At 43.8% G+C, this 16,285-nt stretch carries 11 protein-coding genes; 2 read left to right on the plus strand and 9 right to left on the minus strand.

The genetic code is table 11. From position 1 onward, the window contains the following. Positions 1–14: 14 nt before the first annotated feature. Positions 15–1,016 (minus strand): SGNH/GDSL hydrolase family protein, encoded by a 1,002-nt coding sequence (locus tag RF007C_RS01695; protein ID WP_037296629.1) that lies wholly within the window; start codon positions 1,014–1,016, stop codon positions 15–17. A gap of 292 nt (positions 1,017–1,308) precedes the next feature. Between RF007C_RS01695 and RF007C_RS01700 the strand changes: the two genes are divergently transcribed. Next, a complete protein-coding gene (locus RF007C_RS01700; RefSeq protein ID WP_037296631.1) occupies positions 1,309–1,944 on the plus strand; it encodes a hypothetical protein in 636 nt (211 codons plus the stop codon). 110 nt (positions 1,945–2,054) lie between these two features. On the opposite strand, the gene RF007C_RS16200 is transcribed toward RF007C_RS01700, so the two are convergent. The 7 genes from RF007C_RS16200 to RF007C_RS01735 form a co-directional block, all read right to left on the minus strand. Beyond that, positions 2,055–4,547, minus strand: coding sequence for a sensor histidine kinase (locus RF007C_RS16200; RefSeq protein WP_051456471.1), 2,493 nt, complete (start codon positions 4,545–4,547; stop codon positions 2,055–2,057). 11 nt (positions 4,548–4,558) lie between these two features. Continuing rightward, complete coding sequence (locus tag RF007C_RS01710) at positions 4,559–5,269, minus strand: response regulator transcription factor (RefSeq protein ID WP_037296632.1); 711 nt, start codon at positions 5,267–5,269, stop codon at positions 4,559–4,561. Between the two features lie 254 nt (positions 5,270–5,523). After that, complete coding sequence (locus tag RF007C_RS01715; protein ID WP_037296635.1) at positions 5,524–5,955, minus strand: hypothetical protein; 432 nt, start codon at positions 5,953–5,955, stop codon at positions 5,524–5,526. A 2-nt stretch (positions 5,956–5,957) separates the two neighbouring features. After that, positions 5,958–6,257: a hypothetical protein gene (locus tag RF007C_RS01720; protein WP_019679353.1), complete on the minus strand. Its 300-nt coding sequence runs from the start codon at positions 6,255–6,257 to the stop codon at positions 5,958–5,960. A 75-nt stretch (positions 6,258–6,332) separates the two neighbouring features. Beyond that, the gene (locus RF007C_RS01725; protein WP_173907678.1) at positions 6,333–7,550 is read right to left on the minus strand and encodes an ABC transporter permease subunit; all 1,218 of its coding nucleotides are present in this window, start codon (positions 7,548–7,550) and stop codon (positions 6,333–6,335) included. A gap of 15 nt (positions 7,551–7,565) precedes the next feature. Further along, a complete protein-coding gene (mmsA, locus tag RF007C_RS01730; protein WP_037296637.1) occupies positions 7,566–9,101 on the minus strand; it encodes a multiple monosaccharide ABC transporter ATP-binding protein in 1,536 nt (511 codons plus the stop codon). A 175-nt stretch (positions 9,102–9,276) separates the two neighbouring features. Beyond that, positions 9,277–10,494 (minus strand): substrate-binding domain-containing protein, encoded by a 1,218-nt coding sequence (locus RF007C_RS01735; RefSeq protein ID WP_037296639.1) that lies wholly within the window; start codon positions 10,492–10,494, stop codon positions 9,277–9,279. 376 nt (positions 10,495–10,870) lie between these two features. Here RF007C_RS01735 and RF007C_RS01740 point away from each other — a divergent pair, with 376 nt between their 5' ends. Beyond that, on the plus strand, positions 10,871–14,866 hold the full coding sequence (locus tag RF007C_RS01740; protein WP_037296641.1) for a leucine-rich repeat protein: 3,996 nt from the start codon (positions 10,871–10,873) through the stop codon (positions 14,864–14,866). A 93-nt stretch (positions 14,867–14,959) separates the two neighbouring features. On the opposite strand, the gene ald is transcribed toward RF007C_RS01740, so the two are convergent. Beyond that, a complete protein-coding gene (gene ald / locus RF007C_RS01745; RefSeq protein WP_019679348.1) occupies positions 14,960–16,075 on the minus strand; it encodes an alanine dehydrogenase in 1,116 nt (371 codons plus the stop codon). Positions 16,076–16,285 lie beyond the last annotated feature (210 nt).

The raw sequence follows: 16,285 nt of genomic DNA on the forward strand, positions 1-16,285 counted from the left end.
TCGGGCTTGTCTATTCACTGCTTTTTACTTTTTTTCTTCTTTGCCGAGACTATTACTGCCGATATAACAGCTGCAATAAATACGGCACCGCCTGTTATACCGCCTGCTATGACTTTTTTGCCATCGGCTGTGAGCCGTTTTTCTCCCCTGACCGTGGTCGTATATGTAAATCCTTCGGCACGCAGGGCTCTGTCCACATCTTCGGCTATTGCCTCATGGCCTGCCGCATTGGGGTGGATATCAAAGTCGCCGATGCGTGTGAGTTCCCCTGCTTTGCCCCTGAAGTCCTCAGCCACACCGATAACATTGTATCTTCCCGAAGCATTTTCGTAAATAATTGTATTGAGCTTGCCTATCTTCTCTTTTGAATAATCCGTCACCATGGTGAACTGGCTGAAATATTCCAGCGGATCATAAAGTGTCTGGATAAAGATCGCGCCGTCGGTCCTTGAAGAAAGCTCATCAGAGATCACCTTTATATTGTCGTTGAAGTGCTCAAGGGCATCCTCAATGTCTCCGCTCATGCTCATAAATGCGGAAGCCGCACTGAAAATGTCGATCTCTCCCTTATCAAAGGCACCCTTTTCGGTTATGCCCATGTTCTTCATCAGCTGAAGCATTATATCAAGGAGATCGTTTCCGCCGATAGACACCACTACCGCGTCGCAGTCTCCGAGCTGATCGTCCAGTGCTCCGCTGCGCAGCTGAGCTATAAGATCGTCCGAGGTATATCCCGAAACGGCATTATTTATCATGGTATGCCCGCACTCTCCGCCGAGCTCCTCCTCATATCTTTCCTTAAGTATATTCGGGTAGGAACGGCACTTGCTGTTGTCGCTGTCGGTATACCCGTCAAGGCCGTAGCCTGCCGCTATCGAGTCTCCTAAAAACATCATCTTCGGCGGCACTTTTACCTTGCACACCACTTCTTCCTCGGGTATCTCCGTCATCGTACATGAAAAAAGGCACACGGACATAAGTGCAGCCCCTATCAAAGCAATAAGTCTTCTTATCATATGAATCTCTCCTTATCACGACCATAATGCTTCGCATCTTCATTCCTTTATATATAATATAGCACATTCGGAAGAATTTTTCAATATTTTTATCAAATATCTCATAAATCTATCACAAAAAGGACGGAGCATAAGGTCAGTACTCATATAAAAGTACTATGGCGTTTCTGTTGACAGTACAGCAATGTTACGCTATAATTGTTTTTGATATAAATCCGAATCCAACTTACAGGTGGTGTTAAAAATCAAAATAACAATTTCTAATCTGATTTATCATGCACAAAAAGCGAGTATGCCTGTATTCGGCATAGATATTCCCAAACTATCAAAAAAGGTGCTTTTTATTTCAGAAGAAAATAATATTCATAAGCTTTCTCAATATGTGAAGGAGATAGATCCTGATAAAAAGCTTCCTTTAGACAATATTTACAACTACAATATCCAATTTGAATTGAGCAGATCTCATTTCAATCCTACAATGCGGGCTTTTGTGTGGGACTATCTCATGGATATTTCCTGGTTTGATTTTGAAAACAGCAAGTATCCCGAATTAAGATATTTTGAAGAAGTAATATTCAATATTATGTCTTATTTTATCAGCACACCCTGCTTTCAGACATCATTACCCGGATATATTTATTTACTGTCAGAAGGAATATTGCCATACGAAGAAATATGCTTTCATAATTTCTTTCTGATCGATTTTTCAGAGTCGCCTGTTACAATGGAAGCAATCAGACATTTCAGACTTGATGTAAAGGATAGCAGTGTCAGATTTGTTTTTAAAGACTATGATATGTCTTTATCAGAAACATTCCGGGTGTTGATAAGTAAAAACGATTTTTTAGAATTTTTGCAGCAAAAACATAGTATAACTAAAATAGAAAGAATTAACCATGCTATTTATACAGTACTTTCTAATCTTTAAATCTGATTTATCTTCGTAACCGAATAAATACAATGCCCCGAAGCTCTTTGAAATGCTTCGGGGCAAACTTCTGTACGGGTGCCGTCCTTTTTATATTATCCTTCTTTAATTCACACTGTTTTCTGAACTGTAATGGGAAGTCTCACATTGGCGGTGAACATATCTCCGTCTATTATTATATCGAATGTTCCGCCGCAGGCCTCGGTGAAGCTCTTTGCTATCGCCAGTCCGAGACCGTTCCCTTCTGTTGAACGTGCCTTGTCACCTCTTGTGAAGCGCTCGGTTATCTCCTCGGGAGTAAAGTTCATCTCCTCTGCCGAGATGTTTTTTACGGATATATCAGTATATCCGCCGCTGTTCCTGAGTGTGACGTATATTCTCGTTCCCTCCATGGAGTACTTCAGCGCATTGTCTATGAGGTTCTGGAAAACACGGTAAAGCTTCTTTCCCTCTGCCATAACAGGAGCTGTCTGAGCCTGTATATCTGTTCTCAGCTCTCTTCCCGAGCTCTCGATCCTGTCGGCCATATCTCCGATCACCTGCTTAGTGAGGATAACGGCGTCTAAATTCTCGTTGTTAAGGTCGGTGCGGCTGGCAGCCTTTGCAAGATCGAAGAGATCGGCTACCATGAGCTTCAGGCGCTCTGATTTCTCACTTATCACCTTTACATAGTCCTTGGCGGCAGGGCTCATATCCTCAGCCCATAGCAGGTCGATATAGCTTATGATAGATGTGAGCGGAGTTTTCAGATCATGTGATACATTGGTGACCAGCTCCACCTTCATGCGTTCGGACTGCACCTGTCGGTCAACTGCACTGCGTATGCCGTCCGAGATATTATTGAGGTTATTTGTCATACCGTAGGCAGGAGACATCTCAGACACAGTACGCGGAGCATAGTCTCCTCCGCTCATCTCTGCTATCTGCTGTGACACGCCTGCTATCTCTGCATGGTCGCGCATACTGAAGAATATATATGCAGCAAGTGCAGCAAGCGAGAGGAATACAAATCCGCCCCATAAATCCCCGGGTATAGTAATTATACATATCATAAACTCAGCAGCAACAGCTATAACGGTACGTCTGATGAACCTGCGCATGAAAATGTCTTCTTTCATTGCATTTCTCTCGATATGTCTGATGCTGCGCTGACGGTGCTTTTCACGTATATATGCTGCGGTCTTTTTGAACTTCTTCCACAGGAAGCTCACGATACTGCCCGTAAGCGTAGTCTTCCAGAAGCTGCGGCATTTGAGACGAGTTACAAGAGTTATAAGGCAGGCGAGTCCGAGGGCATAAAGGCCTATGATAATACTTCCCTCGAGGATGCTCAGCGTACCCGTTGTGTAATACTCTGACAGATCATTGTAGTTTCTGAATATTCCTTCACCTATAAATACGCATACCGAAACTATCGCACCGATCAGCAAGCCGAGGATCAGCTCGCCGTATAAACGGTCAGGCAGCGAAAGAACGAACTTCTTCTGCTTTGCACTGTATCCGCAGCAGAAAAGGAGCACGATCCCCACAATGATACCTGCTATTCCCAGCGGGATAAGGTATGTTATGCTGTTGACGGACTCCTTCTCCTGCTTTTCCCGCTCTGCACATAAGGCTTCATACTCCGTCACAAGAGCATCGGAAGGCTTTATATATATGCTTATTTCCCTGCTATCGCCCTGTGTCTTTGTGAAAGCGCTCTTCTTTATCTTGGTCCAGGTCCTGCTGTTCTCATCGTATATCATATACAAATCAGTGTCGGTATACTGAGAAATGTCGTCTACAAAGACTGTTTCGGTATCATTGTCGAAGCCTTTCTGCTCATCGTTTCTGTCACCTGCGATGAAGTAGTTTTTACTGCGGTCATGCTCGAACTGTTCAAAGGCCTCCCTGTCGGAGTATTCGGCATTTTCCATGTATTTTCTCTCGGGAAGAGGAGTAGTTCCGTCCAGCTTATAATATATTCTGGCACCGTCCTCATCGGTATAGTAATCAAGTCCGTCGGTGTCAAAATCGAATACTGCAACAGCTCTCCGCGGGTAAGTCAATCCCTCCTGGAACGAATAGCCCAGATAAAAGTAAGTCATACCGTAATTGGTGGTATACCAGTTGGTATTGCCGTTATGCCAGCCATCGGGACTTACGGGATCGCTCTTTCCCTTTCCGTCCGTTAATTCTGCGGAATATTCACCTGCAAGTTCCTTTTCTGACTTCCCGGTATTGGTGAGCACATTCTCTCCGAAACTTGCGTAGTACTCAAAATCTCTGGGATTATCAATGATTATCTTTCCTTTTTCGTCCATGAGCTCCAGGTCGGAAAGAGCCTTGCGGACAGATTTTTCCATAGGCTTTGAGCAGGTGAATTTTCCGTTTTTATCTGTATATCTCAGGTAGATATTGCTCAATGCGTATAGCCTGTCATATAAACTTCTCAGGTCGCCGCTGTAATCGGCGCTTTCCATGCCGTCCACAGACGCGTAATACTTCTTTTCCCGTGAATACCCTCTGTTTACGATATATAAGCTCTGAAAAACAGCCGCTCCCACCAGTACACAGGATATTATGAATGTTATTATACGCGACAGCCGCTTTTTCAAGATCATTGCGATCCCTCCTATTGTTTCTCCATTTTGTATCCGATCCCCCAGACCACCTTCAGATAGCGCGGATCACCGGGATTTATCTCTATTTTTTCTCTTATATGACGGATATGCACCATAACGGTGTTCTCCACGGAAAATGAATCCTCGTTCCATACACGGGAATATATCTCCTCTGCCGAAAAGATACGTCCTGCGTTCTCCATAAGAAGCTCCGTGATCCTGTACTCGGTAGCGGTAAGCTTTACAGGCGAACCGTCCACAGAAAGCTGTTTTCCTTCCTTATCCAGCACAAGACCTCCAAGGCGGATAGTATTTTCCTTTCTCAGACCTTCTGCGGCGCCGAGAGTAAGGTAACGGCGCAGATTTGACTGCACACGTGCCACAAGCTCCATAGGATTATAGGGCTTGGTTATATAATCATCAGCACCCATGGAAAGCCCCAGTATCTTGTCGCTGTCCTCGGACTTTGCGGAAAGAACTATAATAGGTATGTTTTTTGTGGCACGTATCTTCATCATTGCCGAAAGGCCGTCCAGCTTAGGCATCATAACGTCGATGAGTATGAGCTGGACATCATTCTGTACGAGGACGTCCATGGCCTCAAGGCCGTTATAGGCTTTGTAGATGGTATAACCCTCGCGCGAGAGCAGTGCGGCAATGGCGTTAACTATGTCATGGTCGTCATCGACCACGAGTATGGAAGAGTTTTCAATATTTATCATGATAAATTCCTTTCAACGGCTGACGCGGGTTTATTCCTATTTATTTTACCGCTGTACCGTTCCCATGTCAATATTATAAAAGCCAAATCTTATTTTAATGCTGATATAAATCTTATGATTTTCTTAATATTTATCTTAATAAATGAAAAGTTCAACGGAAAGGACGTACAAGTTTCCGTCTTTGTTCCCTGCCATAGCAGACAAAAGCGGCCCCTTCTGCGAAGGAGCCGCTTTACAGCAAAGCCGATATTTTCTCATTTTTTTGCCGCAGCCTTCAGAGCTTTTCCGACTTTTTTCTGTACAGGCAGCCTCTGACTGCGGGGAATATCCTCTTCATACTGCCTGAGCAGCTTCAAAGCGTCCTCACGTGACAGTACTTTCACGAGCTCCTGCGTAAGCCCCTGAACTGCGTTCAGCATCCAGTATGCGCTTGCAGGCTCACTGTACGCGGCAGGCGCATGATAGACAAAACTCAGCACCCTGCGAACTTCCTCAGAGGAAGGCCCGGCCTGAGCAAATCTTTCCAGAAGCGCTTCAAGCTCTTCCGCAAAGGCTTCATGGCAGGGATCATCGGAAACCTTTTTACCGAAGCCCAGAAGTCCGTCCGCAGGCTTCTTTGCCATTTCAAGCCTTGAGACCTTTTCAATATATCCGGTGTACAGAGCCTTTAACTCTTCAAGCCACATCGTCACTGCTCCTGTGCTTCCGCGAGCTCATCATCAGCGTCGGGAGCCTCTTCTTCCGCAGTGATCTTCTTTGACTCCTCATCGGCTGCGCGGAAGCTCTTCCATGCGTATATCCCGAAGCCAACGGCTCCAGCCAGGAATACTGTTCCGAATATGCGGAATATCCATACATTCTTTTCGCTGCTGTCAACAGACCACATCTTGAATGAAAGAAATGCCAGATATAAAATGACCACACCTCTGAGAGCAGCCGCCTTCAGCGCCTTTGAGCGCATTTCCGAGTCATATTTTGTACCGTTCATAAATGAACTTCCTTTCAATATCTTTTACGGCCCGAAGCAGGGCAGAGCCGCTGCTGCGAGCCGTATATAAGCTTATTAACCTGCCTTGCCTGTCTTCTTGTTGGAAACAACGTCAAAGATAACGGCAGCAAGAAGTACTGAACCCTTTACGACGTACTGCCAGTTGCTGTCAAGTCCCTTGATGGACATACCCTGATTGATAACGCCGAGGAGGATAGCTCCGACTACAACGCCTCCGACAGTACCGCTTCCGCCGTATGCAGAAGCTCCGCCGATGAAGCATGAGCCGATAGCGTCCATTTCATAGGAGTTACCTGTATCGCCGTTTACAGAGCCGACACGCGCTGCAACGAGAAGTCCCGAAAGACCTGCAAGGAGCGACATGGATGTATAAGCGAGGAAGTATACCTTCTTTGTATCTATACCGGAAAGCTTTGTAGCCTTCTCATTTCCGCCGACTGCGTAGAAGTAGCGTCCGAAAGCAGTCTTTGAAGTGATGAATGCATAGATGAATACTATTGCAAGTACCCACAGAGCCATTACAGGGATACCCTTGTAGTGTGCAAGCTTCCATGTATAAGCGATGATCAGCAGGTCGATGATAGCTATCTTAGCGAACTGCGATACAGCAGAAGCCTGTTTGTAGCCCTTCTTTGCCTTCTTTATGCGGTTAAACACTGTGATCACAACGAGCACGCACGCAATGATTATACCTGCCGCAAACGCCGACCACTTTACGTCATTGTCAAGTCCCGGCACTTCGATATAAGAAGTGAAGATATCAAGGAATCTCTTTCCTACGCTGCCCTCTGACTGAGGTATAGCGATGGTCTTTGACTCAAGGATAGCACGTCCGAAGCCTCTGAACAGAAACATTCCTGCGAGAGTACAGATAAAGGGCGGGATATGTACATATCCGATCCAGAAGCCCTGCCACATACCGATAAGGCATGAGAATACAAGACTGAGTAAAATAACGATTATCGGATTCAGATTATATTTGGTCAGCATCTGAGCGGCTATAGCACCTATAAAGCACACCGTTGAGCCAACCGAAAGATCAATGTTACCGCCTGTGAGTATACATAAAAGCATACCGCAGGCAAGTACCAGAACATATGCGTTCTGTATCAGAAGATTTGAAAGGTTCTGAGGATAAAGAAGTCTCTTCTCCGTCCACCAGGCGAAAAATATAAATACCACGACTAAGGCTATGACCATGGTGTATTTCTTAATGAATGCACCGACATTCAAATTAGCCGCTTTATTATTTGTTGTTGTTTTTGCGTCCATATTATTCTCCTTCGATCATTTTTTATCGGACTGAAGGATTGCGGACATGATCTTTTCCTGCGTTGCTTCCGAAGCAGGCATCTCCGCGACCATTCTGCCCTCGTTCATAACGTATATACGATCGCACATACCAAGCAGCTCGGGCATTTCAGATGAGATCATTATAACAGACTTGCCCTGTGCCACAAGGTCGTTCATTATGCAGTAAATCTCGTATTTTGCACCTACATCGATACCTCTTGTGGGCTCATCAAGGATAAGTACCTCGGGATCGGCAAACATCCATTTAGCAAGAAGGACCTTCTGCTGATTTCCTCCCGAAAGATTGCCCACCTCCTGCTGTACGGAAGGTGTTTTTGTGCGGAGCTTTTCCTTGTACTCCTCCGCTACGGCGTTTTCCTTGTCCACATTGATAATACCCTTGCTGCAAACCTTTTCCAGTCGTGCCATGGTGGTATTCCTTGCAATGCTCTCCTCAAGGATAAGACCGTTGCCCTTTCTGTCCTCAGTAACGTAGGCAAGACCTGACTCGATAGCTGTACGAACGTTTTTCAGTTCCTTCTTTTCGCCGTCTATCTTGAGCTCACCGCTTATGTTAGCACCGTAGGATCTGCCGAAAATGGACATTGCAAGCTCTGTACGGCCTGCGCCCTGGAGTCCCGAGAATCCTACGATCTCACCGCGGCGGACATTGAAGGATACATTGTCAACGACTTTCTTTTCGGAATATATGGGATGGTATACGGTCCAGCCGCTTACCTCCATGCCGATCTTGTCGCTGATATTGTGTTCACGCGCGGGATAACGGTCGCTTAATTCACGACCTACCATTCCGCGTATGATACGGGCCTCGTCGATGTTGTGCTGTTCATTGTCGATAGTCTCGATGGTAGCGCCGTCACGCAGCACTGTTATCTTATCGGCAACATATGAGATCTCATTAAGCTTATGAGAAATAATGATCGAAGTCATTCCCTTCTTCTTGAAATCGAGAAGAAGGTCAAGGAGCATCTTTGAATCCTCCTCATTAAGGGAGGAGGTAGGTTCGTCAAGTATGAGCAGCTTAACGTTCTTGCTGAGTGCCTTTGCGATCTCAACCAGCTGCTGCTTGCCTGTACCGATGTCCTTTATAAGTGTGGTAGCCTCTTCCTTGAGGCCTACCTGGCGCATATGCTCACCTGCCTCATGGTAGGTCTTGTCCCAGTCGATGCCGAAATGTCCCTTGCGTTCATTGCCCAGGAACATATTCTCACCGATGGACAGCTCAGGTATGAGTGCCAGCTCCTGATGTATGATAACTATGCCTTTTTCTTCGCTGTCGTGGAGTGTCTTGAACTGACATTCCTCGCCGTTGTACACGATATCGCCTGTATATGTACCAAAAGGATAGGTACCGCTGAGCACGTTCATAAGAGTGGATTTGCCTGCGCCGTTTTCACCTACAAGAGCGTGTATCTCTCCGGGCTTTACCTGAAGATTAACATTATCCAGCGCCTTGACGCCGGGAAACTCTTTTGTGATATGTTTCATTTCAAGAATATATTCTGCCAATTATATCCCTCCTGTTTGTCCTGCAGCCCCAAGCCCCACAGCTTGCAGGCTGTCGCCGAATCTGCCTAATATTCGGAAAAGGGCGGGCTGAGCCCGCCCTTTACGGACAATTATGATATTACGCAGTGCACTGCATCATCAGCAGCATCATGCTGCATAAACGTTGTAACGCCTATCAGGTCGTAGCGGCTGTTGACTCGAGATACTTTTCATCGCTGTCCCACTTGTAGAGACCTGTATCAACAAGCTTCTGGAGGTTATCCTTAGTGATAACGTAAGGAACGAGAAGATATGAAGGAACATTCTTTACACCGTTGTCGTAAGACTCTGTATCGTATGTTGCCTCAGCTGAGAGTGAAGAAATAAGAGAGCCATCGGGTGTCTGGCCTGAAAGAATAGCCTTGGATACTTCAAGAGTAACGCCTGCTTCGTCGTTTACGTTCTTGTAAACTGTCATTGACTGCTTGCCGTCAACGATATTCTTAAGGTTGGCAATATCGCCATCCTGACCTGTTACGATCGGAACGTTCTTGCCGTTGTAGTCTGAGCCGATAGCCTGAGCTACACCGAGTGCTGTTGAGTCGTTGGAGCAGAGAGCAACGTCAAGCTGTGTACCGTCTGAATAGTAGGAAGCGAGAGTATTCTGCATATTCTCAAGAGCCTTGTCTGTTGACCACTGGTCTGTAGCTACCTGCTCAAATGTCTTCTTTCCTGAAGGGATAACGAGCTTGCCGCCATCGATATACTCCTTAACAGCGTCATAAGCGCCCTTGAAGAAGAAACCGGCGTTATTGTCGGCAGGATCACCGGCTGTGAACTCGATATTGAAGGGACCTTCGCCATCCTTGAGTTTAAGAGCATCAACTACGTACTCGCCCTGGAGCTTACCAACTGTGTAGTTATCGAATGAAACGTAGTAAGAAACTGCGTCTGTATTCATGATAAGACGATCGTAAGCAATTACAGCGATTCCTGCATCCTTAGCATCAGCAAGCGTCTGAGAAAGAGTATTGCCGTCGATAGCAGCGATAAGAAGAAGATCTACCTTATCAGCGATCATGCTCTGGATATCATTGTTCTGCTGGTTTGTATCGTTATCGGAATACTTCAGCTCAACAGAATAGCCTGCTGACTCAAACTGAGACTTGAGGTACTCACCGTCACGGTTCCAACGCTCAAGAGACTTTGTAGGCATAGCGATACCTACAGTCTTTGAACCGCCCGAATTTGAATCGGGAGCGGGATCAGTAACTTCTTCGCCTGAATTGTCAGCCTGTGTGGTTGTTTTGGTTTCTTCCTGCCCATTGCCCTCATTTGTGGGTTCGCTCTTTGAGCATGAGGTGATTGCGCCTAACATCACCAGAGAAGAGATCATTGCAATAAACTTTTTCATGAGATTTCCTCCTTATGTTAAATTTATTTTGTGAAAAAATTGTTGCCTTACTTTAATATATAACTTATGCCGTTATTAGTATTTTACTCACTTTATGTTCATGTGTCAATATGTTATGAAACAACTTTGGTGGAATGTATAATCAGCTCTGCACAAATATGTGTAAAATGCCAATTGACTATTCAAATATTATCACTTTTGTGTCAGTTTTCACAAAACAAACCCCCGATGTCCACAAAGTTCAACACGAACAGCTCATATGAACCTGTCATAATCCGTACGAAATAGGCAGTTGCTTGACAAACAGCACATTTTGTAATAAAATATACTCGTCCTATTATTTTAAAATAGTACAATTATTTTACAGGAGGTTGTCATGAAAAAAACACTCACCAAAGCCATATCGTTATTAATGTCTGCAGTAATGACAATATCAGCACTTTCCCTGGCAAATTTCAGCTCATTTGCAGAAACAGACAGCAGCACAGAACAAACAATTGGTAATCAGGACTCTGATATCAAGTATGGTGGTTTATTCGGCTCAATGATCTCGGACGAAATAAACGATTCTGTGCAGAACAACCAAGAAGCAGCAAATATGGATTATACAGTCTATAAGATATATCATGATCCCGAAGCTGCTTGTGTCGGTGTGGATTATAAAGCTAAAACCGATTGTATGCTTTTTGTCGGCTTCTATAACGACGAAGGCACTGAGCTTATTACATCCATAACAAATGATCTGACAGCAACCGATAAAGGCTACGTCGAAATGTATGCCACAGAGGCTCTGCCCGACCATTACCTCATCAAAGCATTTATTGTAAACAAAGAAATACTTAATCCCCTTTCAAAGCCATGTACATATGACAAGTATACAAAACAGATGCAGGAAATACTTGCAAAGACAACAGAGGACTTTGAAGAAGAAAATGTTGTAAACCTTGACAACAATGATGAAAATAACTTCGTTGTTCTTCAGGATGATGTTATAGATATTACACCAACAGAAACATCTGATATCTACAAAGGCGAAGATGAAAACGGAAATTATATTTTTGAGAACGCCGTTGAGATCGCCAAGCTCAAAAAAGGCGACAAAGTATTTGTAAGATCAAAGCCTGATATGGTCGCTTTTATCGTTGACAAGATCGAAATTGACGATAATAACAGAGTTGTTATTTATCATGGTGAATCTGGAATAGAAGATTTTATCGCTTTTATAAAAATCGACTCCAACGATTACAGCGGCGAATCTCTTTTAGATGAATATGAATTTGAGAACGAAAATGTGACATATGAAGGACGTAAAAATGCGTCTGCCGAGTTATCACAAGATAGTAAAACTGAAGATGCATTAAATATACCTGCTCCCAAGGCTAAGCCAAAGGAATTAAAATCGCCTACACTCATCGACCAGTTTAAATATAATCTTTATAAACCTGATGTTCAATCAGATGGTAATGTCAAACTGACTGGATCGGTAATACTGGGCTTATCTATTGATCTTACATTATATTATGAAGTTTTTCCTTCACCGTTTCTCAGCATAGACTGTACAGCTAAAGAACAATTTGAGTGTAACTTCAGCCTTGCAGTTTCACATACATTTAAATTCGGTTGTATTCCTGTTTTTTCCATTGGAGTAGTATCGATTTGTCTTCAACCTTCAATTACAATTTCGGCAACAGGAAAGCTATATGCAACTTTTTATAAAACACGTAACTTCAGCTTCATACCTGGTATTGGAATTACACACTCCGAAACAGATCCAGTAATGACTAAAATAGACGGAAAAGTTTTGGTAGATTTTAAAATTACTGCAAATGTAACTGCGTGCCTTCTGTGTTTTAATATTGTTAAGTTTTCTCCATATATAGGGATTAAATTTGACATTCATAGGACTGATCCACTTTTTGATTTTACATATGAATATCCAGCGCAAAGTCTTAATTATGATTTGAAATCAGGAATTACTTTTGTCCCATATAAAACAGAAGATGCAAGAAAACATAACTGTGATTATTGCTACACATGTGATATTTCAATTTATTTTGGAATAAGTATAACAGTTGATATATTCAAGTTAAAAAAAGTTAAATGGGATATTTTAAGAATTGATAAAAAGCTTGGCTCGTTCCATTTCAACGAAAATGGTTTTGCTTCGGGAAAATGTAATAATTACAGCAGAATGATAGGTATAAAAGCCGTTGATTCTGTAACGAAAGAACCTATATCAGGAGCTGGTATTAATTATTTTACAGGTTTAACATATGAACCTCTCGTTACAGAAAAAAACATACAGTATACTACCGACTCAACAGGTCAAACATCATTCTATGTACCTGAAACACTTCTGACGAAAAAAACATTTTATATTTCTGTATGTACAGATTCGGGAGATATCGGTATAGTCAATATAGGTTACAAGTGGCAATGGGATCCTGAACCCAAAACAATGCCTGTATATACTGTTTATGTTGTACGTAAAGAGACTGCATTAAAAGATAGCGAGGATAAAGACAAGGATAAAGACAAGGACAAAGAAGGAGAAGATGATGATGAATCCAAAGACCTCTGCATAAAAACAGGCCCGTGCGGATGGACTACTGAAAACGGAATAACAACTCCAACCGTCTTCTATGTAATTTATCCTGACGAAAACAATCCCGGCTCATATGAAGATGTGTGTTATATTGTAGGCAAAGGTGCATTTACTGCTTATAAAGCAATACCTCAATGGATAAAAAAGGTCGTTTTTATTTCTCGTGATTTAGAATTTTCAGGTGGAGCTATTGGGCACAACACATTTGAGATCATCGATTTAAGCGGTATGTATTTAAAATATCCCAATGATTATATACCAGCTAATTACTTAAATAATTGCCCAAACCTTTCAGAAGTTATCTTCCCGCCTATGCTAAGTTCAATTGAGAAAGCAGCATTTAATGGGTGCACAAATCTCAAGCACATCAACCTACCTGCTCCGTTAACAAATATAGGAGCTAACGCTTTTGATAACTGTGGATTTGAAGAATTTACTTGCCCGCCTAACCTGAAAACTATCCAGTATGGTGCTTTTATGAGCTGTCGAAATTTAAAGGAAGTCAAATTCAATCCTAACCTGGAATACATTGGAGCAGACGCTTTTGCAGGAACAGGTTTACAAAGCATTAATATACCTGCTTCTGTCACTAGGATTGACGGCAGCGCTTTTGGAAGTTGTTATGATCTGAATTCTGTTATAATCAATAATGATTATGACACATTCAATTCAACTGGAACAAGAGGAGCAACTATTTTCTCCAGTTGCACCAACATCAAGAAAGCTATCTTCAACGAAGGAGTTACAAGGATCAATTATCAAACGTTCGTATGTAGTCCTAAACTGTCTTATGTCAGTCTGCCAAGCACTCTGAAAACTATTGAGGAAATGGCTTTTCAAGGCACAAATATATCGGATATAAAACTGCCAGAAGGCCTTGAAACAATTAGTGTAAACGCTTTTGCGGCAACAAATCTTACAAATGTCAATATTCCTGAAAGCGTAACATTCATCGGCTATTACGCATTTAATGGCGACAGCAAGCCAAATTGCCTTAAAAGCATAAGAATAAACAATCCCGATTGTGTTATAGAAAAAAGCATTGTCAAGAGCGGCCCCGAGGTCACTGTCTACGGCCACGACGGCTCAACAGCCGAGGCATTTGCAAAGGAAAACAACAACACCTTCGTTTCCCTTGACAAGAAGCCCACAACCACAGTAACAACTCAGACTACAACCACAACAACCACAACAACCACAACAACAGCCGCAACAACAGTTGTATCCGCTAAGATAAGAAGAAACAACGAGTGCGTATTCATTGCAGTTGAGGATGCCGAGACAGCCAACGCAGAAGCAGACAAGCTTCTTGCCGCTGAAAATGTCGGCTTCTTCGACCAGCAGAAGTCAGACGAAGAGGGCGTTGTATCCTTCTTCTTCATCCCCAAGGCACTTACAGACTGGACCTATATATTCATCGAGCAGGTAAACCATTCAAGGATATACAAGACCGTAATAACTCCCGACGGAAAGGAGAGCACCACATGGTGGTACGGCGAAGATCCTGAGGTAACTATGTTCGGTGACTCCAATGGCGACGGCATGGTGGATCTTGCAGATGCAATACTTATCATGCAGGCTCTTGCAAACCCCAACAAGTACGACAGCCGTTTCGGAAACTCGGAAAAGAAGGGTCTGGACTCCAAAGGCGGCCTTAACGGAGACGTATACGATCCCGGTTCGGGAATCACAGGTGACGATGCACTTGCTATACAGGAATATCTCATAGGCAAGATACCTTCACTTCCCGTTTACCTTAACAAATAAAAAGCTCTCTTTAAGAGCACAAAAAAAGCAGCCCGAAAGCGGTCTTTACGACCGTTTTCGGGCTTTTTATCATATCTGAAAGGTAATAAGCTATCAGCCGATGAGACTACAAAGCTCGGTATAATCATATCCGTGAGCAGCTGCTACGTTCTTGTTGGTGAGCTTTCCGCCGTAGGTATTGACGCCGCTGCTAATAACCTCGCTGTTTCTGCAAGCCTCCTCGAGTCCCTTCTCAGCGATCTGAAGGCCGTATCTGAGAGTAGCATTTGTGAGGGCGATGGTACTTGTACGCGGAACCGCGCCGGGCATATTGCCTACACAGTAATGAACAACGCCGTCCTTGATATATACAGGATCGTCATGTGTGGTAACGTGTGAAGTCTCACCGCATCCGCCCTGATCTATGGCAACGTCAACGAATACAGCGCCGTCCTTCATTTCGGGGAGGTACTTAGCCTTGAAGAGCTTGGGAGTAGAACCGCCGGGGATAAGAACAGAACCGATAACCAGATCTGCGTCCTTTACAGCTCTCTCCACGTTGCTGTCTGTGGAATAGAGAGTCTGTACATGAGCACCGAACATATTATCGAGCTGCTCGAGTCTTCTGAGGTTCACATCGAGTATGGTAACGTTTGCACCCATACCGACAGCGATCTTGCAGGCATTCATACCGACAGTACCGCCGCCGAGGATAACAACGTTAGCCTTGGGAGTACCGGGAACACCTGCCAGGAGTATACCTGCGCCGCCGAACTTCTTTTCAAGGTACTTGGCGCCCTCCTGTATGGAAAGACGTCCTGCGATCTGGCTCATGGGAGCAAGCAGAGGAAGTGAGCGGTCAGTCTCCTGAAGTGTCTCATAGGCAACAGCCTTTACCTTGCCCTTGAGGAGGGCGTCCATCTGCTCCTTGTCGGCAGCAAGATGAAGGTAGGTATAAAGTATAAGTCCGTCATGGAAAAGAGGATATTCAGACTCAAGAGGCTCCTTGACCTTGACCATCATATCCACCATATTCCATATATCGGCAGCATTATCGAGGACGGAAGCACCTGCCTCAACGTACTCTGAATCTGCAAAACCCGAGCCTATGCCCGCGCTCTTTTCAATATACACATGGTGTCCTGCGGCGATATAAGCCTTTACGTTATCAGGGGTAAGTCCGACTCTGAATTCATTGTTTTTGATCTCTTTTACGCATCCGATCTTCATATTATTTCTCCTTTGGTAATAATTTCGTTATTGCATTTTCGCGTAAGGCTTTCGCAAAAAACATAGGTACATTATACTATAAAGCACTGTAATTGTCAAGAGTAAACAGCAATAGTTACCTAAGGCACCATTGTAAGCGTTGTACAAATTCGTTGTCATCATTTTGTGCAACACAGAGAAAATAATTATTTTCGCTCTGAAATTCAATGT

This window comes from Ruminococcus flavefaciens 007c, assembly GCF_000571935.1.
Lineage (GTDB): Bacteria > Bacillota > Clostridia > Oscillospirales > Ruminococcaceae > Ruminococcus > Ruminococcus flavefaciens_F.

Excerpts from the sequence above, each read along its gene's own strand:
- RF007C_RS01695 (WP_037296629.1), bottom strand. The coding sequence starts at position 1,016 with ATGATAAGAAGACTTATTGCTTTGATAGGGGCTGCACTTATGTCCGTG.
- RF007C_RS01700 (WP_037296631.1), top strand. The coding sequence starts at position 1,309 with ATGCCTGTATTCGGCATAGATATTCCCAAACTATCAAAAAAGGTGCTT.
- RF007C_RS16200 (WP_051456471.1), bottom strand. The coding sequence starts at position 4,547 with ATGATCTTGAAAAAGCGGCTGTCGCGTATAATAACATTCATAATATCC.
- RF007C_RS01710 (WP_037296632.1), bottom strand. The coding sequence starts at position 5,269 with ATGATAAATATTGAAAACTCTTCCATACTCGTGGTCGATGACGACCAT.
- RF007C_RS01715 (WP_037296635.1), bottom strand. The coding sequence starts at position 5,955 with ATGTGGCTTGAAGAGTTAAAGGCTCTGTACACCGGATATATTGAAAAG.
- RF007C_RS01720 (WP_019679353.1), bottom strand. The coding sequence starts at position 6,257 with ATGAACGGTACAAAATATGACTCGGAAATGCGCTCAAAGGCGCTGAAG.
- RF007C_RS01725 (WP_173907678.1), bottom strand. The coding sequence starts at position 7,550 with ATGGACGCAAAAACAACAACAAATAATAAAGCGGCTAATTTGAATGTC.
- RF007C_RS01735 (WP_037296639.1), bottom strand. The coding sequence starts at position 10,494 with ATGAAAAAGTTTATTGCAATGATCTCTTCTCTGGTGATGTTAGGCGCA.
- RF007C_RS01740 (WP_037296641.1), top strand. The coding sequence starts at position 10,871 with ATGAAAAAAACACTCACCAAAGCCATATCGTTATTAATGTCTGCAGTA.
- ald (WP_019679348.1), bottom strand. The coding sequence starts at position 16,075 with ATGAAGATCGGATGCGTAAAAGAGATCAAAAACAATGAATTCAGAGTC.